Origin of the sequence: Amycolatopsis sp. NPDC048633 (assembly GCF_040650695.1) — a bacterium.
Lineage (GTDB): Bacteria > Actinomycetota > Actinomycetes > Mycobacteriales > Pseudonocardiaceae > Amycolatopsis.
Genome location: NZ_JBEZHS010000008.1, coordinates 176841 through 195276 on the forward strand (window position 1 = coordinate 176841; position 18436 = coordinate 195276).

At 72.7% G+C, this 18436-nt stretch carries 21 protein-coding genes; 10 read left to right on the forward strand and 11 right to left on the reverse strand.

Annotated features, from left to right (window positions below; genetic code table 11):
• Window positions 1-87 precede the first annotated feature (87 nt).
• From AB0C38_RS17745 to AB0C38_RS17755, 3 genes are all read left to right on the forward strand, one after another.
• Window positions 88-813, forward strand: coding sequence for a FadR/GntR family transcriptional regulator (locus AB0C38_RS17745; protein ID WP_360673876.1), 726 nt, complete (start codon window positions 88-90; stop codon window positions 811-813).
• A 112-nt stretch (window positions 814-925) separates the two neighbouring features.
• Window positions 926-3055 (forward strand): hypothetical protein, encoded by a 2130-nt coding sequence (locus AB0C38_RS17750; RefSeq protein WP_360673879.1) that lies wholly within the window; start codon window positions 926-928, stop codon window positions 3053-3055.
• 14 nt (window positions 3056-3069) lie between these two features.
• Entirely contained in the window at window positions 3070-4215 is a 1146-nt protein-coding gene (locus AB0C38_RS17755; RefSeq protein ID WP_360673882.1) for a S8 family serine peptidase, read from the forward strand.
• Window positions 4216-4408: 193 nt separating this feature from the next.
• On the opposite strand, the gene AB0C38_RS17760 is transcribed toward AB0C38_RS17755, so the two are convergent.
• The 5 genes from AB0C38_RS17760 to AB0C38_RS17780 form a co-directional block, all read right to left on the reverse strand.
• Window positions 4409-5056, reverse strand: a complete 648-nt coding sequence (locus AB0C38_RS17760; protein ID WP_360673885.1) for a response regulator transcription factor — start codon at window positions 5054-5056, stop codon at window positions 4409-4411.
• Between the two features lie 2 nt (window positions 5057-5058).
• Entirely contained in the window at window positions 5059-5448 is a 390-nt protein-coding gene (locus AB0C38_RS17765) for a hypothetical protein (protein ID WP_360673887.1), read from the reverse strand.
• A gap of 29 nt (window positions 5449-5477) precedes the next feature.
• The gene (locus AB0C38_RS17770) at window positions 5478-6686 is read right to left on the reverse strand and encodes a cytochrome P450 (protein WP_360673890.1); all 1209 of its coding nucleotides are present in this window, start codon (window positions 6684-6686) and stop codon (window positions 5478-5480) included.
• A gap of 250 nt (window positions 6687-6936) precedes the next feature.
• Window positions 6937-8328 carry an aspartate aminotransferase family protein gene (locus AB0C38_RS17775; protein WP_360673893.1) on the reverse strand — a complete coding sequence of 464 codons (1392 nt, stop codon included), beginning with the start codon at window positions 8326-8328 and terminating at the stop codon, window positions 6937-6939.
• A gap of 117 nt (window positions 8329-8445) precedes the next feature.
• Window positions 8446-8940: an Lrp/AsnC family transcriptional regulator gene (locus AB0C38_RS17780; RefSeq protein ID WP_360673896.1), complete on the reverse strand. Its 495-nt coding sequence runs from the start codon at window positions 8938-8940 to the stop codon at window positions 8446-8448.
• A gap of 171 nt (window positions 8941-9111) precedes the next feature.
• On the opposite strand from AB0C38_RS17780, the gene AB0C38_RS17785 reads away from it, so the two are divergent.
• Entirely contained in the window at window positions 9112-10488 is a 1377-nt protein-coding gene (locus AB0C38_RS17785; protein ID WP_360673899.1) for an APC family permease, read from the forward strand.
• A gap of 1 nt (window position 10489) precedes the next feature.
• On the opposite strand, the gene AB0C38_RS17790 is transcribed toward AB0C38_RS17785, so the two are convergent.
• Entirely contained in the window at window positions 10490-11050 is a 561-nt protein-coding gene (locus AB0C38_RS17790) for a copper resistance CopC family protein (protein ID WP_360673901.1), read from the reverse strand.
• 125 nt (window positions 11051-11175) lie between these two features.
• On the opposite strand from AB0C38_RS17790, the gene AB0C38_RS17795 reads away from it, so the two are divergent.
• The 5 genes from AB0C38_RS17795 to AB0C38_RS17815 are packed head-to-tail and all read left to right on the forward strand — an operon-like array spanning window position 11176 to window position 14349.
• Entirely contained in the window at window positions 11176-11643 is a 468-nt protein-coding gene (locus AB0C38_RS17795; protein ID WP_360673904.1) for a hypothetical protein, read from the forward strand.
• Window positions 11636-12781: a PPE domain-containing protein gene (locus AB0C38_RS17800; RefSeq protein ID WP_360673907.1), complete on the forward strand. Its 1146-nt coding sequence runs from the start codon at window positions 11636-11638 to the stop codon at window positions 12779-12781. Before AB0C38_RS17795 ends, AB0C38_RS17800 begins: the two co-directional genes overlap by 8 nt.
• Window positions 12778-13071, forward strand: a complete 294-nt coding sequence (locus AB0C38_RS17805; RefSeq protein ID WP_360673910.1) for a type VII secretion target — start codon at window positions 12778-12780, stop codon at window positions 13069-13071. The genes AB0C38_RS17800 and AB0C38_RS17805 overlap by 4 nt, the downstream gene beginning before the upstream one ends.
• On the forward strand, window positions 13064-13756 hold the full coding sequence (locus AB0C38_RS17810) for a hypothetical protein (protein WP_360673913.1): 693 nt from the start codon (window positions 13064-13066) through the stop codon (window positions 13754-13756). Before AB0C38_RS17805 ends, AB0C38_RS17810 begins: the two co-directional genes overlap by 8 nt.
• Window positions 13753-14349, forward strand: a complete 597-nt coding sequence (locus tag AB0C38_RS17815; protein ID WP_360673915.1) for a hypothetical protein — start codon at window positions 13753-13755, stop codon at window positions 14347-14349. Before AB0C38_RS17810 ends, AB0C38_RS17815 begins: the two co-directional genes overlap by 4 nt.
• On the opposite strand, the gene AB0C38_RS17820 is transcribed toward AB0C38_RS17815, so the two are convergent.
• A complete protein-coding gene (locus AB0C38_RS17820) occupies window positions 14261-15040 on the reverse strand; it encodes a helix-turn-helix transcriptional regulator (protein WP_360673918.1) in 780 nt (259 codons plus the stop codon). The two genes, AB0C38_RS17815 and AB0C38_RS17820, sit on opposite strands and share 89 nt — an antisense overlap.
• Before the next feature lie 48 nt (window positions 15041-15088).
• Here AB0C38_RS17820 and AB0C38_RS17825 point away from each other — a divergent pair, with 48 nt between their 5' ends.
• Window positions 15089-15862 carry an ESX secretion-associated protein EspG gene (locus tag AB0C38_RS17825; protein ID WP_360673921.1) on the forward strand — a complete coding sequence of 258 codons (774 nt, stop codon included), beginning with the start codon at window positions 15089-15091 and terminating at the stop codon, window positions 15860-15862.
• A 20-nt stretch (window positions 15863-15882) separates the two neighbouring features.
• On the opposite strand, the gene AB0C38_RS17830 is transcribed toward AB0C38_RS17825, so the two are convergent.
• From AB0C38_RS17830 to AB0C38_RS17845, 4 genes are read right to left on the reverse strand one after another with little or no spacing between them, the layout of a single operon-like run.
• The gene (locus tag AB0C38_RS17830; RefSeq protein ID WP_360673924.1) at window positions 15883-16284 is read right to left on the reverse strand and encodes a hypothetical protein; all 402 of its coding nucleotides are present in this window, start codon (window positions 16282-16284) and stop codon (window positions 15883-15885) included.
• 8 nt (window positions 16285-16292) lie between these two features.
• A complete protein-coding gene (locus tag AB0C38_RS17835) occupies window positions 16293-16556 on the reverse strand; it encodes a YbaB/EbfC family DNA-binding protein (RefSeq protein ID WP_360673927.1) in 264 nt (87 codons plus the stop codon).
• Entirely contained in the window at window positions 16553-17581 is a 1029-nt protein-coding gene (locus AB0C38_RS17840; RefSeq protein ID WP_360673930.1) for a CHAP domain-containing protein, read from the reverse strand. Before AB0C38_RS17840 ends, AB0C38_RS17835 begins: the two co-directional genes overlap by 4 nt.
• Window position 17582: 1 nt before the next feature.
• The gene (locus AB0C38_RS17845) at window positions 17583-18302 is read right to left on the reverse strand and encodes a transglycosylase SLT domain-containing protein (RefSeq protein WP_360673933.1); all 720 of its coding nucleotides are present in this window, start codon (window positions 18300-18302) and stop codon (window positions 17583-17585) included.
• Window positions 18303-18436: the final 134 nt, after the last annotated feature.

Genomic DNA, 18436 nt, shown 5'->3' on the forward strand with positions numbered 1-18436 from the left:
GAGCCTAGGATGGGTTCGCGTGCTGGTCAACCCTTCTGGACGTATGACGTAGGATGTCCTCTCACGACGCATCCGGGGAGGACAGCAGTGGCCCGTCCGCAGCGCAGCGAAGAGATCACCAAGCGCATCATCGACCTCATCGTCGAGCGGGAGCTCCCGCCGGGCGCACCCATGCCCACCGAGCTGAGCCTGATGGAGGACATCGGCGTCAGCCGCAACTCCATCCGCGAGGCGATCAAGGCCCTGCAGGCCCTCGGCATCGTCGAGATCCGCCACGGCTACGGCACGTTCGTCGGCTCCGCCGGGTCGGAGTCGCTGCAGACCTGGCTGCTGTTCCGCACCCGCGCGCGCGGCGCCACCGACGTCGGGCGGCTGCGCGACCTCCTCGAGGTGCGGGAGATGCTCGAGACCGAGCTGACCCGCCGCGTCGCCACCGACCACCGGCCCGGCCTGGTCGAGGAGCTGCAGGCCTGCGTCGCGCGGATGAAGCGCAAGGGCCCGGACGCCGCGGAAGCCGACCGCGAGTTCCACGACCTCATCTGCGCCGAGGCCGGGTTCGACCTCGCCCGCGAGCTGACGGGGCTGTTCTGGGACGTCTACCGGATCGCCGAAAGCGAGCTCGGCGGCCCGGCGTCGTCCGCGACGACCACCGCCAAACGCCACCAGGTCATCGTCGACGCGCTCCTGCTGCGCGACGCCGACGCCGCGGCCGAAGCCGTGCACCGGCACTTCGACGAGGTCCGCAAGCGCGCGAAAGCCGGTCCGTACGGGGGTTTCGGCGTCGCGCGGCCGGTGCCGGCGGCGCATTCCTGACTCTCGGTGGTTGACCCGTTCGAGGTAACTTCCGGAAGATCGAGAACCGGGCTCAACGGGTCCGGCGTCTGGCTCGTCGGTAGTGGTGATCAACCACCACACGGAGGTGCCAGTGCGAAGAAGACTTTCGGTGTTCGCGGTCCTGCTCGCCGGTTCGGCGGGGCTGGCCGGGCTCGCCCCGCCCACCGCGGTGGCTGCTACGACAGCGGCTGCCGCCACCTTGCCCACCGGGGAACGGGTCACCGTCCGGACCACACCCGACGGCCGTTCCTCCTACGACGTCCAGCCGGCCGCGGAGAAGGGCATGGCGCGAGCGCTGGTGCACCTGCGGCTGGGCGAACGCGACTACGAAGTTCCCGGCACCGCGCTTCCCTACCTGGGGCGAGGGCTGGACCTGGGCCTGTTCGACGTCCAGGCGCTCCTGACCGGTGCTTCGGCCCCGGTCGACCCGGCGGAGTTCGGCGCCGCTTTGGCGAAGCAGTTCAAGGAGGACAACGCGAGGGGCCGCTTCGGGGGTCAGGGGCTCTTCGCCGGGGGTAAGACTTTCGCGCTCTCGGGGGCACCGGCGCGGCGGGCTGCCCAGCCCCGCTCGGTGATGCGCACGGTGTCGGTCGACGCCGCCGACATCGGCGGCAAGCCGGCCGACACCGGCGTCGCGTTCCTGTACAACACCGACGACGGGAACCTGCTCGACCCGACCGAGAACGTGAACTACTTCTCGGGCGGCACGGCGAAGTTCAGCGCGCCGGACGGGAACTACAGCGCGCTCGGCCTGTTCTGGACGGCCGACGCCGACGGCAACCCGACCGAGGTGCGGTTCAGCGCGCAGCCCGAGTTCGCGGTGAAGGCGGACAAGACCGTCCGCGTGGACGCTTCGCGCGCCGCCAGCAAGGTGACCTGGGTGACGCCGCGGCCCGCGTTGCTCGACGACACCGGTTTCCTGTTCCGCCGGGCCGCGAAGACCGGGCCGGCGCTGCTCGTCGACTTCGACGCCGGGCCCGGCGTGCCCATCGCGGTGTCCCCCACGACCGCGCCGGTCCGGACCGGCGCACTGCAGACGTACCCGTACAGCAGGCTCGTGTCCCCGCCGGGGCCGGGCACGCCGTACGAATACGTGCTGCAGAAGGCGAGCGCAGGCACGATTCCGCAGCAGCGGTACGTGATCACGGCGAAGGACGTCGCCGCGGTCAACGCCACCTATTTCAGCGAGTACGCGACGCTGGGCCGGCGGCAGCGCAGCGGGATGTTCTCCTTCGAGGACAGCAGCGGCCGGGTGTCGCACCCGATCGAACTGCCCCGGAAGCAGACCGAGTACGTCTCGGCGGCGCCGGATCTGCGCTGGTTCGGCGGGTTCTCGAAGTACATGCCGCCCGGGCCGTTCCCGGCCTGGGCCGGGGGCCAGTACGAGCCGTTCCACGCCTACCAGGGCGGAACTTCGGTGACCGAGGACTGGAACAAGTTCCCGCTGCACCCGGCGGGCGGCGTGGCGCTGCTGCCGCTGTCCGACGGCAGCGCGCCGGAGATCCCGGCCGCGACGCGCGCCGGTGACCTGCTGCGGTTGTCGATCACGCCGTTCAGCGACAACCAGCCCGGGCACACCGGGTTCGGCTTCTCCGGCGAGCCGACGGACACGATGACCGGGCACTACACGCTGACCCAGGACGGCGCGACGATCGCCGAGGGCGACCCGGTGGGAGCGACCGAACTGGCGCTGGAGCAGGAGGTCGCGGCCGGGCCGTCGACGCTGGGGCTCACGATCGACGCGGGCCGCACCGGTCCGATGTACCACCAGAGCACGGCCACCCACACCGAATGGACGTGGAAGTCCCAGCACGCCGACGGCACGCTCCCGCCGGCCCTGTACTGCGCGCGCGGCGCGGAGGGCCGGGACCGGGCGTGTGCGGTCGAACCGATGCTGACGCTGGGGTACGCGGTCGGCGGGCTGCGGCCGGACGGCTCGACGCCGTCGGGTCCCCAGGGCCTCGACCTCACGGTGGGGCACCTGCAGCAGAGCGCGGGTTCCCCGGTGACCGCCGCGACGGTGCAGTACTCGACCGACGGCACGACCTGGCAGGACGCAGCTGTCACCGCTCGGGGCGACGGCGTCTTCCACGCGGACTTCACCGCGACCACGGACGCCTACCGCGGCGGGGACGTCTCCTTGCGCGTCTCGGCTTCCGACGCGGCCGGGGCAACCGTGACCGAGTCGATCACCGCCGCCTACCACGTCTACCCGTCCTGAGGGGAAGGTCCACTGTGCACAGATCGATCATCGGCGTGCTGAGCGCCGTGGTGCTCGCCGTGGGGGCTCTCGCCCCGGCCGCGTCCGCCGCACCGGTACCGCGGGCGGCGTGCCCGGACCCGGGTCCGGGCCTGCTGCGCTGCCTGACCACGTACACACCGGTACAGGCTTTCGCCGACGGCCCCGCCGGCTGGGGTGCCGACGACCTGGCGTCGGCGTACGGGCTGCCGTCCGACGCGGGGCCGGACACGCTCGTCGGCATCTCGATCGCCTACGACGCACCGAACCTGGAGGCCGACCTCGCCGCCTACCGGGCGCAGTACGGCCTGCCGCCGTGCACGACGGCGAACGGCTGCTTCCGCAAAGTGAACCAGCAGGGTCTTTCCGCGCCTCTGCCGCAAGCCGACTTCGGCTGGGCGCTGGAGTCCACTTTGGACGTCTCGATGGTGTCGGCGGCGTGCCCGTCGTGCCGGATCCTGGTCGTGGAGGGCAACACGCCCGGGTTCGCCGACCTGGCGGAGACGGAGGACACCGCGGTGCGCCTGGGCGCTCCGGTGGTGTCGAACAGCTACGGCGCCCGGGAAAGCGGCGCCCCGCTGGCGTTCGCGAGCCACTACCAGCACCCGGGGGTGACGGTGGTGGCCTCCTCGGGCGACGCGGGCTTCACGGCGGCGAACTACCCGGCGGTCCTGCCGACGACGGTCGCGGTCGGCGGGACGACGCTGGCCCGTGACCCGTCCTCGGCCCGGGGCTGGACGGAGTCGGCGTGGCAGTACGGCGGCAGCGGCTGCTCGGCGTACATCGCGAAGCCGTCGTGGCAGAAGGACACGCACTGCGGCAAGCGAACGGTCGCGGACATCGCGGCGGCGGCCGAGGACATCGCGATCCACTACACGGACGCCGGAGGCTGGCTCCCGGCGAACGGCACCAGCGCGTCGGCCCCGTACATCGCGGGGTTGATCGGCCGTTCGGGACACGCGGGAACAACCCAGCCCTCGACGATTTACGCGAAGGCAGGCTCGTTCACGGACATCACGGCGGGCAACAACGACCCGGCAGGCGCCGGAAAGAAGTGCGGCAACGACTACCTGTGCGTAGCGGGCCCGGGCTACGACGCCCCGACCGGACTGGGAGTCCCCCACGCCCTGGCGGGCTTCTGACCAACGCCCTGAAGGGCACCCTCACGGCTCTATAAGCCCTGAGGGTGCCCTTCACGGCAGGTCACCTCGAGTACCGGGGCCAGGCCGGGTCGGGGGTCGCGCCTGGCACGCGCGGTCGGCGGCGGCTCGACCGTCATGAACGACTCTTTCCTGCCATCCGACGACAGGAAAGAGTCGTTCATGACATCTCGGCTCACGAATGTCCCGGCCGGCACAGCCCCCGCTCGTACGCCAGCAGCCCCGCCTCGGTCCGGTGCGCGCACCCCAGCTTCCGCACGACCTGCGTCACCAGGCTTCGCACCTCCGGCTCCTCCACCCCGAGCCGCGACGCGATCTCCGCGTTCGTCAACGCGGATCCGATGCCGGCCAGCACCTCCCGCTCCCGCACGGACAACCGGTCCACCCCGGCCAGCCGCTCGTCCCGCGGGCCCGACAACCGCGTCGCCGCGGACACCAGGCGGCGGGAAGCGTCGGGTGAGAGGACCACGTGCCCGTCCGCCGCCAGCCGGACCACCTTGATCAGCTCGTTGCGCCGCGCCGAGCGCAGCAGGTACCCCGAAGCCCCGTCCCGCAGCGCCCGCAGGATCCCCGCGTCGGAGTCGAACGTCACCAGGGCCACCACCGCCGGGCGGCGGAACACCGGCCCGAGCGGCGCCAGCCGCAGGTCCAGCAGCACCACGTCCGGCAGCCGGCTCCGGAGGGTCGTCCGGGCCGCCGTCGCGTCGGCCGCCGTGCCGATCACCTCGATGCCGTCGGCCTCGGCCAGCAGGGCGCCCAGGCGGGACCGCACCGCCGGGTCGCGTTCGGCCACCAGGACCCGGACCGGCGGAGGCGGGAGCATCGTCAGTCCTTGGGTCGCAGGCGGATCAGCGGCAGGTCGGTCCGCGACGCGCCCACCAGGTCACGCCCACCCGGGCCGCGCAGCCGCAGCTCGCGGAACCGCACCGAAGACAGCTGGGCCGCTTCGATCGGGTACACGTCACCGTAGCGCTTGATCTTCTCGACCAGTTCCTTGCCCAGGAGCTCCACCAGCCCCGCGTGCCGGGTCGCACCGCCGCCCAGCGGCACGTCCAGCTGCTTGCGCACCTCGGGAAACCGCTGGTCCAGCTCGACGGCCAGCTGGTGGATCGTGACGTAGGCCGGGCCGAACTCGGACGCGTCCGGCCCCGGCGGGATCTCGCCCAGCACCTTGATGAGCTTGTCGTCCATCCCGAGTTTGTCCCACAGGGTCACGTTTTCCTCCTGTCGTGGCCGCCGCAGGTCTACCAGAGGACCGGCACGCGGTCCACTCCCCCGGTGACCCGGTTCGTCCGGACCTCCAGCTCCTCGACCGGCACCGCCAGCCGCAGTCCCGGGAACCGGCGGAACAGCGAGCCGAACACGACGCGCAGCTCCGTGCGGGCGAGACTCGCGCCGATGCAGAACCAGCCGCCGTAAGCGAACGCCACGTGCGAGTTCGGCTTGCGCCCGGGGTCGAATTCCGCGGCGGCGGGGAACACCGACGAGTCCCGGTTCGCCGCCGCCAGCGACAGCACGACGGCGTCGCCCCGGGCGATCGTCACCCCGCCCAGCGAGACGTCGTCGTGCGCGTACCGCAGCACCCCGAGCCCGCCCGGCGCGGACAGCCGCAGGATCTCCTCGACGACGCCGTGCGTCCGGCCCTCGGGGTCGGCGGCCAGCGCGTCGCGTCGCGCGAGGTCGGTGAGCAGGTACAGGACGCCGAGGTCGATCCGGTTGGACGTCGTCTCGTGGCCGGCGAACAGCAGGCCGGCGGCCAGCCGCGCGAGGTCGTCGTCGGTGAAGGCGGGGTCTTCGGCCTGTGCGCGCACCATGTCCGAGACGACGTCCTGGCCCGGTGAGCGGCGCTTGGCCGCCGCCAGCCGAGCCGTGTACGCCGCGAACTCGTCGAGCGCTGCTTCGGCGCCGGAGCCGATGTCCATCCGGCCCATCCGCTCGGACAGCACCCGGAACGTGTCGCGGTCTTCGTACGGGACGCCGAGCAGCTCGCAGATCACCAGCACGGGCAGCGGGAACGACAGGTGCTCGTGCAGGTCGACCGGCTCGTCCGCGCGCCGGGCGCGTTCCATCGCGGCGAAGCAGCCGTCGGCCAGCTCCTGGACGTGGCCGGCGAGCCGCCGGATCCGGTTGGCCGAGAACGCGGGCACGAGCATCTTCCGCATCCGCGCGTGCTCGACGTGCTCGGTTTCGTGGTCGCCCTGCGGCCGGCTGAGGATCGCCGCTTCCGACAAAGCGGACGCGGTTTCCGGCGCCGGGTGCGAACGGCCGAAGCGCGGGTCGGTGAACACCGCGCGGACCTCTTCGAACCCGGTGACCAGCCAGGCGGGATCGCCGGTCGGGGTGGTGACCGGCACGACCGGGCCCTCCCGGCGCAGCACCTCGAAGAGCGGGGCGATCTCCAGGACGTTCGGCCGCTCGAACGGCAGGCGCGGGGTGTCCGTGGTCGCGGGCATCGGGTTCTCCTCCCGGGTGCGCGGCCGGTCGGCGCGGACGCGGGCGGGCCGGTCACCGGCCGCTCCCCCCGGTCCCCCTGCGGTCCACGGTACCCAGAAACCCGCGCGAGGGCGGGGAACGCGCGATTCCCCGCCCTTTCGGGCCAACGCCTCCCTCGAGTCACCCCGGCCGGTGTGGATGACGAAGGGCCGCGCACCCGAAACTGTCGGTGCCCTCGGCTAGCCTGGAAACCGGGGGCCGGAGGCGCGCCTACAGCATTTTCCCAGCCTGGGTAAGGGTGTCCCGCAGGATCTGCTCCATCTCGTCGAATTCCCGCTGGTCACAGATCAGCGGCGGCGACAGCTGCACCACGGGCTCGGCCCGGTCGTCGGCCCGGCAGTACAACCCGGCCTCGAACAAGGCGTCCGACAGGAACCCGCGCAGCACCCGCTCGGATTCCGCGGCGCTGAACGTCTCCTTGGTCGCCTTGTCCTTCACCAGCTCGATGCCGTAGAAGAACCCGGCACCCCGGACGTCCCCGACGATCGGCAGGTCGGTCAGCTTGTCCAAAGTGGACCGGAAGGCGTCCTCCCGCGAGAGCACGTGGTCGTACAACCCTTCCCGCTCGATCAGGTCGAGGTTCGCCAGCGCGACCGCGCACGAAACCGGGTGCCCGCCGTAGGTCGAGCCGTGCATGAACGTCGTCGCACCGTGGGTGAACGGTTCCATCAACCGCTCCGAAGCCAGCACCGCCCCCAGCGGCGCGTACCCGGACGTCAGGCCCTTCGCCGTCGTGATGATGTCCGGCTGGTAGCCGTAGCGCTTGGCGGCGAAGTCGTACCCGACGCGGCCGAACGCGCAGATCACCTCGTCGGACACCAGCAGGACGTCGTGCTTGTCGCAGATTTCGCGCACCCGCGCGAAGTAGCCCGGCGGCGGCACGAAGCACCCGCCGGTGTTCTGCACCGGTTCGAGGAACACGGCGGCGACGGTGTCGGCGCCCTCGAACTCGATGGCCTGCTCGATCTGGTCGGCGGCCCAGCGCCCGTAGGCCTCGTAGTCGTCGGCATGCTCCGGCGCGCGGTAGAAGTTGGTGTTCGGCACGCGCAGGGTGCTCGGCACCAGCGGCTCGAAGTCGGCTTTCGCACCCGGGATGCCGGTGATCGACAGCGCCCCCTGAGACGTCCCGTGGTAGGCCAGCGCGCGGCTGATCACCTTGTGCTTGGTGGGCTTGCCGACGAGCTTGAAGTACTGCTTGGCGAGCTTCCACGCCGTCTCGACCGACTCGCCGCCGCTCACCGTGAAGAACACGCGGTTCAGGTCGCCGGGAGCCGTGTCGGCCAGCCGCGAGGCCAGCTCGATGGCCGTCGGGTGCGCGTGGCCCCACAGCGGGAAGTACGCGAGCTGCTTCGTCTGCCGCGCGGCGGCCTCGGCGAGCTCCTCGCGGCCGTGGCCGACCTGGACCGCGAACAGGCCGGCGAGCCCGTCCAGGTAGCGCTTCCCGCGGGCGTCCCAGATGTACGGGCCCTCGCCGCGCACGATCACCGGGACGTCGGTTTCGTCGTAGGCGGAGTGGCGGGTGAAGTGCATCCAAAGGTTGCTGCGGGCCTTCCGGGCGAGGCCGGCGGCGTCGACGGGGGCGAGGTCGGCGGTAGTGGTCATGCCTCGGTTATCGCACGCGTCGACCTATCGAAGCAAGCGATTCAGTCGTCCAGACGAATCTGGCCGACTAATTCACGTTCATCCACTGAGGACAACCTTCGGATTTAGTCGTCACGGTCAGCGAGACCCCCACTGGTACGTCTGTTTCCGCAGCTTGAGGTAGACCATCGCCTCCGCGTGCCGGACGCCCGGCAACGCGCGGATCCGCGTCGAGATCAGCTGGAGCAGCGCCTCGTCGTCCGCGCAGACGGCTTCGCAGAGCAGGTCGTAGCGCCCGGCGCAGAGGATCACGTACGCGATTTCGTCCATTTCGGCCAGTGCGTCGCCGACCGGCTCGAGGGGCCCCTCGACGGTGATCGCGATCATCGCCTGCCGGAACAGCCCGACCTGCAAGGGATCCGAGACGGCGACGATCTGGATGACGCCGGAGTCGGACAGCCGCTGCACCCGCTGCCGGACGGCGGCCTCCGACAGGCCGACCGCCTTGCCGATCGTCGCGTACGCGCGGCGGCCGTCTTCCTGGAGCTGCGCGATGATCTGCCGCGAGATGTCGTCGAGAACCGGCGGCGCGGGCCGGCTCGGGGTGTCCTGGCTGCTCACAACCCGGATCATCCCCGACTTGGGTGACGCAGGGCAAACGCGGTGAGTTCGTCACGGAAGGTCACTGGATCCGAAGGCGTGCGTGGAGACAGGCAACGGATTTAGTCGAATTCAGGCCGTTGACAACACCGAATCGGTGCTGTTCCATCCGTCGCACCTTGCCCCCGGCCGGAGGGAACGCCCATGCCCCGCACTCCCGCCCCGCCCGAAACCGGCACCGCCGCCGCGCCTGCCGCACCACGCACACTGACCCGGTCCATCGGCGTCGGCGGCGGCACGCTGCTCACGCTCAGCTGCGTGACGCCGGCGTCGTCGCTGTTCGTCCTCGTGCCGCCGCTGTTCGCCGACCTCGGCACCGGCACCGCGCTCGCCATCGCCCTCGCGGTGCTGCTCTGCGTCGGCATCGCCTTCTGCTACTCCGAGCTCGGCACGCTGGTGCCGAGCGCCGGCGGCGAATACGCGATGGTGACGACGGTGGCGAACCGGTTCGCCGGCTGGCTGACGTTCATGCTGTCGTTCATCGTCATCCTCGTCGTGCCGCCGATCATCGCGATCGGCGTCGCCGACTACGTCGCCGCCGTCGCCGACGTCGACCCCTCGGTGGCGGGCGCGCTCGTGATGCTCGCGTCGACCGTGATGGGCCTGCTGAACCTGCGCTCCAACGCCTGGATCACCGGGATCTTCCTGGTCATCGAGGTCGTCGCGATCTTCGTCGTGTCCCTGCTGGGTTTCACGCACACCGCGCAGAGCCCGGCCGTGCTGCTGAAGCCCAGCCTCGGCACGAGCGGGATCGGGCTGATCGCCGTCGTCGCCGGGCTCGCGGTCGCGTTGTTCGTCGTGCAGGGCTTCAGCACCGCCGTCTACCTCGCCGAAGAGATGCGCGAGCCGCGCAAGACCGTCGCCCGGACCGTCTTCTGGACGCTCGGGATCAGCGCGCTGGTCATCCTGGTGCCGGTTGTCGCGGTCACCCTCGCGGTGCCGGACGCGGCCGCGCTCGCCGGCGTCGACCTCACCGCGCTCGTCACCGGCTGGAGCAACTCCGCCGTCGGCGCGGCGATCAGCCTCTGCATCGCGGCGGCGATCGTGAACGCGGTGATCGTCATGGTCATCCAGAACTCGCGCGTGCTCTACGCGTCCGCGCGGGACCGGGCGTGGCCGGCGCCGGTGAACCGCGCGATGAGCGTCGTGAGCGAGCGGTTCGGCGCGCCGTGGGTCGCGACGCTGGTGGTCGGGTTGTCCGAAGCCGTCCTCTGCTTCGTGCCGGTGGACACGCTCAGCGGCGTCACCGGGGTCGCCGTCGTCGCGCTCTACCTGAGCGTCGCGACCGCCGCGCTCGGCGCCCGCCGGGCGGCGCACCGGAGGCCGCACGTGTGGCGCATGCCGGCCTGGCCGGTGGTGCCGGTGCTCGCCGTCGCGGCGCTGGCCTACGTCCTGGTCGAGCAGAGCGCGCTCGACCTCGGCATCACCGCGGGGGTGCTGCTGGTGTCGGCGCTGTACTGGTGGGGCTACCTGCGCCGGCGGCCCGAGCGGTGGGTGGTGACGGTGCCGCGCGAGGAGTAGCTCAGTCCTTCCCGCGGCCCCTCAGCTGGCGCAGGCCGACGATGATGACCGCGAGCAGGCCGACGACCGCGACCACGATCCAGATCCAGCCGGGGATGCCGCTGGTGTCCACCGCGGTCGGGGCGGTGGGAGCCTGGGCCTGCTGCTGCGCGGACGTCGTCGGCGCGGGGCTGGTCGCCGCGGGGCTCGAGGCCGCGGCGGCAAGGGTGAAGTGGAGGGTGCCGGTGAGGTTGTCGCCGTCCTTCGCGATCACCTTCCAGGTCAGCGTGTAGGCCTGGGCCGGTCCGGCCGGGGTCACCGGCGCGGTCACTACCGCGCCGGCCGCCACCGGGGTGCCGACCTGCCAGGCGGTGCCGTCGCGGCCGGTGACCTTGACCGCCTCCGGCGGCAGCGTCACGGGCTCGCCGAAGGTCAGCCGGACCTCCGTCGGCGCGGCCGCGAGCGAGGCACCTTCGGCGGGCGAGCTGGACTCCAGCTCGGTGTGGGCCGAGGCCGGCCCGGCGAGCACGACGAGCCCGGTGAGGGCGGCGAGAACGGCTCCGAACGCACGACGCGGGATCATCCGGACATCCTGCCCTATCCGCCTGTGCAGTCTTCGTGTCCACCCGTGCACCCGGGTGGGGTTCTCTTCTCATCGCGCCGCGCATTGGCCAGGATGGACGCCTGGGTGGCAAGGGAAGGACCTCCATGGCGACTGTGCGCGACGAGGCCGACGCGCGGCGGCAGCTGCGTGCGGAGCACCAGCACGAGAAGGACCGACCGAGAGAGGGCGCCTCGGGGGTCGAGAAGCCGCAGGGCACCGGCGCGGCCGCGCTGGTCGCCGACGACACCGACGTCCTCGAGCTGGACTACGCCGAGATCGACGCCGCCAAGAACGCCCTCGACGCACGTCACCAGGAGCTGTCCGGCTACCTCGAAAGCGCCCGCGAGCTGGGCACCCCGCTGGCCGACGGCAAGGGGCCCGTCTCCCACTGGATGCGCCGCTCGTTCGGGCTGCGCGGCGGCGCCGAGGCCGGGGGCGTGCAGGCCGCGCTGGAGTCGTACCTCGCCGAGCTCGCTTCGCTGCGACAGGCGCTCGACGTCGTCGCGTCGTCGCACCGGAGCAACGACGAAGAGGCCGCTGCGGCGCTGCGGGTGGGTGAGCGCGATGCCTGAGTTCCACTCCACGCACCACGAGCCCACAGCGCGCGAGAAGGCGAAGGCGCGGCGGGTGCGTCGCGAGAAAGCCGTGAACAACCGCGAAGGCACGTTCGGCAAGATCAACTGGGACAGCTACGACCACCGCGAGCTGTGGGACATGGTGCAGTCGGCCGACCCGCCGAGGCTCGGCGAGCAGGCGCACCGGTGGGCCGAGCTCGCCCGGGGCGTCGACACCGCGACCGATGACGTGCACACGCTGGTGCAGAAGCTGCTGCTGTCGTGGCGCGGGCCGTCGGCGGCGCAGGCGGCGGACTCGGTGCAGCGCCTGACCGGCTGGGCGAGCACGGCGGGCGAGAACGCCCGGCACATCGGCGACGGCCTCGACACGTACACCTCGGCGATCGGCGAAGCCCGGCGGAAGATGCCGGAACCGGTGCACTACTGGGCCGAGCGGTGGTTCAAGGAGGGGTACGCGGTCAAGCGGCTCGACGGGCCCCAGGGCGCGTACATGCTGGACGAGCTGCTCGACGACAAGCTGCCGACGAAGAAGCAGGCGGACGACGCCAAGGCCGAGGCGGTCCGCGTGATGGAGCAGTACGAGGGCGCGAGCCACGACGTCCGGCACCGCCTGCCCCCGGCGTTCGACACCGCGCCGCAGGTGAGCGCGGCGAGCTCCGACGTCGTGGCTCCGCGCGTGCCGCCTTCTGTCGTCCAGGACCCGCCGGTTCCCGAGAGCCCATCTCAGGTGCCGGACGACTCGACATCGACCGCCTCCGCCTTGCCGCCCACATTCACCGGCGCCGGTGTGCCGGGTGGCGTCGACGGGGTGATCGGTGTGCCTGGGTCGCCGGGGACTTCGTCCGGGCCGGGCTTCGCCGGCTTCGTCGGCTCAGGTCCGGCCGGTGCGGGTGCCTCGGGTCCGGGCTCGCTCGGCGAAGGCGGACGGGCCGGCGTGGGGCGCTTCGGAGCCGCGGCCTCGGGCTTCGGCCCCGGCGCGGCGGGCGGTCGCGGCGCGGGCACCGGGTACGGCATGTACCCGCCGGGCCAGGGCGCGCGACGCGAGGACGACACCGAGCACCGCGACAAGTACGCGGACGGCTACGACCTGCTCGACGACCTGCCCCCGGCCTACCCCCCGGTGTTCGGCGAATGAGCGGCTTCCACGCGGACCCGGCGGCGCTCGACGCGCTGGCGCTCCGGCTCGAGGACACGGCGGAGGAGTACGCCGCGGCGGCGGCCCAGGTCGAGACGGCGGCTTCCGGGGAACTGGGTCCGTTGGCGGTGTCGGCCGCGCTCGCCGCGCTGACCGGCGAGTGGTCGGGCAGGATACGGGCGGTGGAAACGGACTTCGCCGCGGCGGCCGCCGGAGTCCGGACGGCCGCGAAGGCCTACCGGACGACCGACGCGGCGGCGGCCGACGAGCTGGGCCGGGCCGATGGCTGAGTTCCGCGGCCTCGGCTTCGACCCGGTCCCCGGCCGGCCCGACGCCGTCTCCGAAGCGGCGCGCCACTACACCGCCGCGGCCGCACAGCTCGGCGAAGCCCCTTCCCCCGGCGAAATCCCCGAGTGGGCCGGCCGATCCGCCCGAGCACTCGCGGACCGCGCCGCACGAGCCGCGGCCGGCCTCGCCGCCGTCCCCGAAGCCCTGCGCGCGGCCGCCGCGATCCTCGACGACTGGGCCGGCACCCTCCTCGCCCACCACCGCCGCGCCGAAGACCTCGACCGCCAGGCGACCGCCGCCCGCCAAGCCGTCACCACCGCTCAGGACGACGTCGAGCAAGCCGAAACCGAAGCGCAGTTCTCCCCCGCCACGCAGCCGAACCTCACCGCCGCCCGCACCCGCCTCACCGCCCGGCAGGACGACCTCGACCGCGTCCTCGCCGAAGCCCGCGAGCTGGAACGCGTCCACACGACCGAAGCAGCCCGCGTCGCTGACCGGCTGCGGGCCCTCGGTGACGGCGCGCCCCTGCCGAGCGCACCCGACTTCCGTGGCGTGACAACACATCTGGAGACTTTCTCGACCGTCGGACGCGAGCTGGGCGTCACCGTCGCGAAGACCCCCGTCGTGCCGGTGACCCCGCCACCGGGCGCGGTCGGCGCGTTCGCCGCGGCCCTGGGTGGCCGGTGAAACTGCCCGCCGTTCCGGGGATCACCCCGGTGAGCCTGGACTCGGTCGAGCGCACCAGCGCCGAGCTGCACGCGCTGATGGCCCGCCTGCGCGGCCCCGACGCCGCCCGGGACCTCGGCCTGGAGGCGGCCGCCGTCCAGAGCGCGGAGATCGCCCACCGGCAGCGGGCCGGGCTGCTCGCCCTGGTCGAACACCGCGACGCGGACCCCGCGCTGCTCATCGCCGGCGTCGTCCCGGTGGACGGCACCATCGAGGAAGCCGCGGACCTCGGCCACTTCGTCGCCGACACCACCCCGGGCATCCGCGAGGTCAGCCACGCGCGGACCGGCCGCGGCTACGCGGTGGTGATCGTCGAGCGGATCGGCCTGTCCGGCGCGCAGCTGCAGGCCGTCGTCCTCGACCCGGACCGGCCGCGCGCGGCGGTGTTCACGCTCCACTCCCCCGGCGGCCGCGGGTGGCTGGAGGTCGCCGGGCTGGCCGGGACGCTCGTCGCCGGCGTCGACCTCACCCCCGCAGCGCCTGCTCCCGGAACTCGCGCGGGGTCCGGCCCGTCGCGCGGCGGAACGTCCGCGAGAAGTGCGGGGCGCTGGTGAACCCGCAGTCCCGCGCGATCTCCGCGATCCCCCGCGCCGCCTTCGCCGGGTCCGCCAGCAACGCCTTCGCGCGCTCGACCCGCAGGCCCTTCAGCCGTTCCGAGACGCCCTGGCCGTCGTCGAAGAGCTGGTACAGCCGCCGGCGCGAGATGTACAGCGCTTCGGCGATCTTGTCCGCGCCGAGCGACTGCTCGCCGAGGTGCGCGCGCATGTACTCGAGCGCTTCGCGCCTCCGCGCCGCCAAAGCGTCCACCCGATCGAGTTCGACGCGCAACGCGCTGCGCAGCACCAGTTCGGCCAGGCCCAGCAGGTGGTGGGCCAGCCCGTGCGGGTCGAGCCGCGGGCCGGCCGCCAGGACGTGCGCCACCGCCCCGGCGAACAGCGACCGCAACGGCGCGTCGACCTCGACCGGCCGGAACATCAGCGGCCGCAGCTCCGCGAACGAGATCGACAGCTTCGCCGCCGCGACGGTCAGCAGCACGACGCCGGACGGCATGAGGTGCAGCGTCGCGTCGGCGTACGTCAGCTTCGCGCCAGACTCGGCGACCGCCCGCGGGACCGGGCAGCGCAGCAGCAGCTGGATGCCCTCGGGGTCCGCGCTGCCGCCGACGATCGCGGCACGCGCGGCCGCCGCGCCGGAAGCGCGGACGACGAGGTACCCGCTCGCGGGGACGTCCTGCGGCTCGGCCATCGGCACCATCGTGCCTGATGGCGGCCGCGCACCACGGGAAGGGGGAGCATGGCGCGGCGCACCGCGACGGCGGCGGGAGTGATCCTGTCGCATCTGGAGTTCGATCTCCTCTGGGAGGACCTGGGGCCGGGCGGGCCACCGCCGTACCCGTTCGACGTGCCGGCGCACGGCGCGACGCACGCCGAGCGCGACGACCTGGGCGTGCGCGTCTTCGCCGGCCTCACCGACGCGGGTCTCACGGACGGCGACGACGTCGACCCGGCGCTGGCGGACCTGGTCGTGCTGCTGGGTGCGCCGACGCTGAGCGTCGACGCGCTGGTGCTGGGCGAAGCACCGTGGCGGCTGCTCGCCGCGGTGCGGGACGCGGCCGGGGTGCTCGCCGTGCTGGACGAGCGTGACCTGGTGCTGGAACCGCTGCGCCCGGCCGACCTGGTCCCGGCGGTGGCCCGGATGCTGGGCGACCTCGAGGCGGGCCCGGGCGACCAGGTCCGGCTCCCCCGCGCGACGTACTCGGCGGCGATGGACGCGTACGCGCGCAGCGGGTACGACGCGTTCGAGCGGGCGTTGGGCGCGGCCGGGATCACCGGCCGCGCGGTGCGTCCGCTGGCGACGCTGGTGACGGCGGAGCAGTACGCGGCGGGCCAGCTGGCGGCGACCGGTCCGACGGGCCGCACCCCGGTCCTGGCCTGGTTCGACACGGCGGCCGGGCGGTACGCGGTGACACCGGAGGACGTGGCCCGCGAGCCGTGGGTGATGATCACGCCCGCCGATGGTGCGTGGCTGGCCGACCGCCTGGCACGGCTGGTCGAGGAAGCCCGCTGACCCGAGCCTGCCGCGGCTTGTCAGGTCGCCCAGGTCGCGGGCAGGAACTCGTCGGATTCGGGATCCGGCCGCGGCCGGATCTTCGGTCCGCCCGCCACGCCGTGCGGCTCGCTCGCGGGACGCGGCCGGATCTTCGGGCCTTCCTGGATCTCCTCCGGCAGCAAGGTCCCCAGCAGCTCGCGTCCCTGCCGCAGGGCATCCGCGCCCGCTTCCGAAGCCAGCCGCCGGATCAACCCCGCCAGCTCCCGCGGCGACCGGTTCAGCGCCCACCGGTCGAACCGCAGGTCCACGAGCGCCCCGTGCAGATCGACGACCACGGAAACCCCGTCGGCCTCGGCGGGGGCGCGAATCGCCGCCAGCCGCGCGCCGTACCCCGGCTCCGGGGCCGCGAAGGCGTCGTCGGCCAGCTCCAGCGCCGTCATGTCGCGATTCACTGTGCCCGCCAGCTGTCCGGGGTGGTCTCTTCCGCGGCCTCATCGGCCGAGGGCAGGCCGAGCGCGTCCACCCCGTCCAGGGTGTGCCACAGCGAAGCCGTGGCCCGCGCCGAGGCGGCCGCGGCCAGCACCAGGATCCGGCTCGCCAGCTCGGCCGGCTCCAGCCTCAGCGCCGACGCCTCCAGCGTCAGCTCCCGCAGCGCCCCACCGGGCGCGACCTCCACGGCGACCGTGCGGTCGGCGGCTTTTCCGGTGATCACGGGTGGACCCCTCCGTAGAACGTGGCCGCCGAGAGCGTGTGCGTGTTCCGGCGGACGGCGTCGCCGGAGTTGCCCTCGATCATCGTGACCTGGTTTCCCTCGACCTTCTCGACGATGCCGATGTGCGTGCTCGTCGACGTGTTCTGCGGGCCGGTGCCGAAGATCAGCACGTCACCCGGCTTCGCCTCGTGGAGCGAGTGCTTGCCGTAGGCGTGGCCGTTGCGTTCGCCCCAGTGGAAGACGTCGCCGCTGAAGGGCAGCACCGGGATCTTCACGCCGGCCTTGCGCCACATCGCCGTCGCGAACGACGAGCACCACGCCGCGGTCGGCCCGTACGGGTTCCGGTTGCTGCCCGGCGGACTCTCGCGGACGCCCAGCTGCGTGCGCGCGGCGTGGACGATGTCCTTGCCCCGCCCCGAAGCCTTGCTCGGATGCGTCGTCTTCGGGTGCGTCGCCTTCGGGTGCGCGGTCTTGTCCATGACGCCGTCGTGGGTCAGGTCCTTCTGCAGGTCGTGCAGTTTCTTCGCTGCCGCCTTGAGTTCCGCGTCGACGTGCCGAAGCGTCGATGCAGACTGCCGCGTGTACTGCGGCGCCAGGTCGGCGGCGTGCCCGACCGCGCGCATCAGTGCGGCCTGCGTCCCGGCGGCGACGCCCGCGTCGAGGGCCTGTTTCGCCTTGGCCGTGTACTCGTCGACCAGCCGCCGCACGGCGGTGTGCCCGGAGTCCACTGTGGACGCCACGTGCGCGACGACCTTCTCCGCCGCCGCCCCGGCCGCGCCCGTGATCCGAAGCTCCTTCGTCAGCTTCGCGCTGGTGTGGCGGAAGCCGTCGGCACCGTGGCCGTGCCAGTGTTCGAGCACGGTGGTGCTTTCCTTGTGGTAGGCGTCGTGCTGGGCGTCCAGCGCGCCGGCCACCTGGTGCAGGGCGTACTCGGCGCGGACGGCGTCTTCGGCCTTCCCCGCGAGCTTGTTGCGGTGCGCGACGAGGTCCTTCGCGAAGGAGTGCGCGAGCGCGGCGGTGTCCATGTCAGTCCATTCCGTTCAACGCGGCAGCGGTCGCCGTCTCGTGGTCGCGGTAGGTCTTGGCGGCCTTCTGCGCGGCGGTGGCCAGCCCGTCGGCGTGGGTGCCGACGCCCTTGACCTGCCGCTGCAGGGCCAGCCCGAAGCCGGCGAGCGCGTCGGCGAAGCCCGACTCCTTGCCGATCTTGCCGAAGCTCTCGTGGCCGATCTCCCGGACGTCGCGCAGCTGCCCGGTCGCGCTGCCCAGCGCGTCGGCGACGTGCCGGGTCCGGCCCACGTAGGAGTGCAGCACCGCGTCGTCCACCCGGAGCGGGCTGCCGCTCGCGCTGCTGGTCCCGGAGGGCTTCCCGTGGTGCTTGGTGACGTCCTGGGCGGCCTTCCGGGCGGCCGTCAGGTGGTCCTTGTAGGCGCCGTTCGTGTACGTCGACCAGGGGGTGAAGTCGTGCCCGTCGCTCGAAATGCTGTTCGCGACCCGGGCGTTCGTCTCCGGGTCGAACAGCTGGTCGTTCGACTTCAGGTGGTACTGGTGACGCCGCTCGGGACCGAGCGCGCCCAGCATGTTGATCTGCCACAGACCGTAGGAATCGTCCGGCGGGGTGGCGTTGTGCGCGGTCGTCCGCCCGCCGGACTCGGCCAGCGCGACGGCGACCGCGGTGGTCAGGCCCTGGCCGCGGAACCCGGCCTCGTAGGCGTGCCGGGCGATCTGCTCGGCGCTCAGCTTCGTCATGGTTCGACCTTGACCGCCCGGGTACTCCCGGCGGTAGCCGCGGTGCACGCAGGGACAACCCGGGTGCACATCCGGCTCAACCTCCGGGGCCGTTCACTCGTACTGATGACGGGAGGACCTTCGGCGAGGGGAAG

Bases quoted from the DNA above. Each gene is read 5' to 3' on its own strand.
- AB0C38_RS17760 (WP_360673885.1), bottom strand. From the start codon at position 5,056: ATGCTCCCGCCTCCGCCGGTCCGGGTCCTGGTGGCCGAACGCGACCCG.
- AB0C38_RS17770 (WP_360673890.1), bottom strand. From the start codon at position 6,686: ATGCCCGCGACCACGGACACCCCGCGCCTGCCGTTCGAGCGGCCGAAC.
- AB0C38_RS17775 (WP_360673893.1), bottom strand. From the start codon at position 8,328: ATGACCACTACCGCCGACCTCGCCCCCGTCGACGCCGCCGGCCTCGCC.
- AB0C38_RS17780 (WP_360673896.1), bottom strand. From the start codon at position 8,940: ATGATCCGGGTTGTGAGCAGCCAGGACACCCCGAGCCGGCCCGCGCCG.
- AB0C38_RS17785 (WP_360673899.1), top strand. From the start codon at position 9,112: ATGCCCCGCACTCCCGCCCCGCCCGAAACCGGCACCGCCGCCGCGCCT.
- AB0C38_RS17790 (WP_360673901.1), bottom strand. From the start codon at position 11,050: ATGATCCCGCGTCGTGCGTTCGGAGCCGTTCTCGCCGCCCTCACCGGG.
- AB0C38_RS17795 (WP_360673904.1), top strand. From the start codon at position 11,176: ATGGCGACTGTGCGCGACGAGGCCGACGCGCGGCGGCAGCTGCGTGCG.
- AB0C38_RS17800 (WP_360673907.1), top strand. From the start codon at position 11,636: ATGCCTGAGTTCCACTCCACGCACCACGAGCCCACAGCGCGCGAGAAG.
- AB0C38_RS17805 (WP_360673910.1), top strand. From the start codon at position 12,778: ATGAGCGGCTTCCACGCGGACCCGGCGGCGCTCGACGCGCTGGCGCTC.
- AB0C38_RS17810 (WP_360673913.1), top strand. From the start codon at position 13,064: ATGGCTGAGTTCCGCGGCCTCGGCTTCGACCCGGTCCCCGGCCGGCCC.
- AB0C38_RS17820 (WP_360673918.1), bottom strand. From the start codon at position 15,040: ATGGCCGAGCCGCAGGACGTCCCCGCGAGCGGGTACCTCGTCGTCCGC.
- AB0C38_RS17825 (WP_360673921.1), top strand. From the start codon at position 15,089: ATGGCGCGGCGCACCGCGACGGCGGCGGGAGTGATCCTGTCGCATCTG.
- AB0C38_RS17830 (WP_360673924.1), bottom strand. From the start codon at position 16,284: ATGACGGCGCTGGAGCTGGCCGACGACGCCTTCGCGGCCCCGGAGCCG.
- AB0C38_RS17840 (WP_360673930.1), bottom strand. From the start codon at position 17,581: ATGGACACCGCCGCGCTCGCGCACTCCTTCGCGAAGGACCTCGTCGCG.
- AB0C38_RS17845 (WP_360673933.1), bottom strand. From the start codon at position 18,302: ATGACGAAGCTGAGCGCCGAGCAGATCGCCCGGCACGCCTACGAGGCC.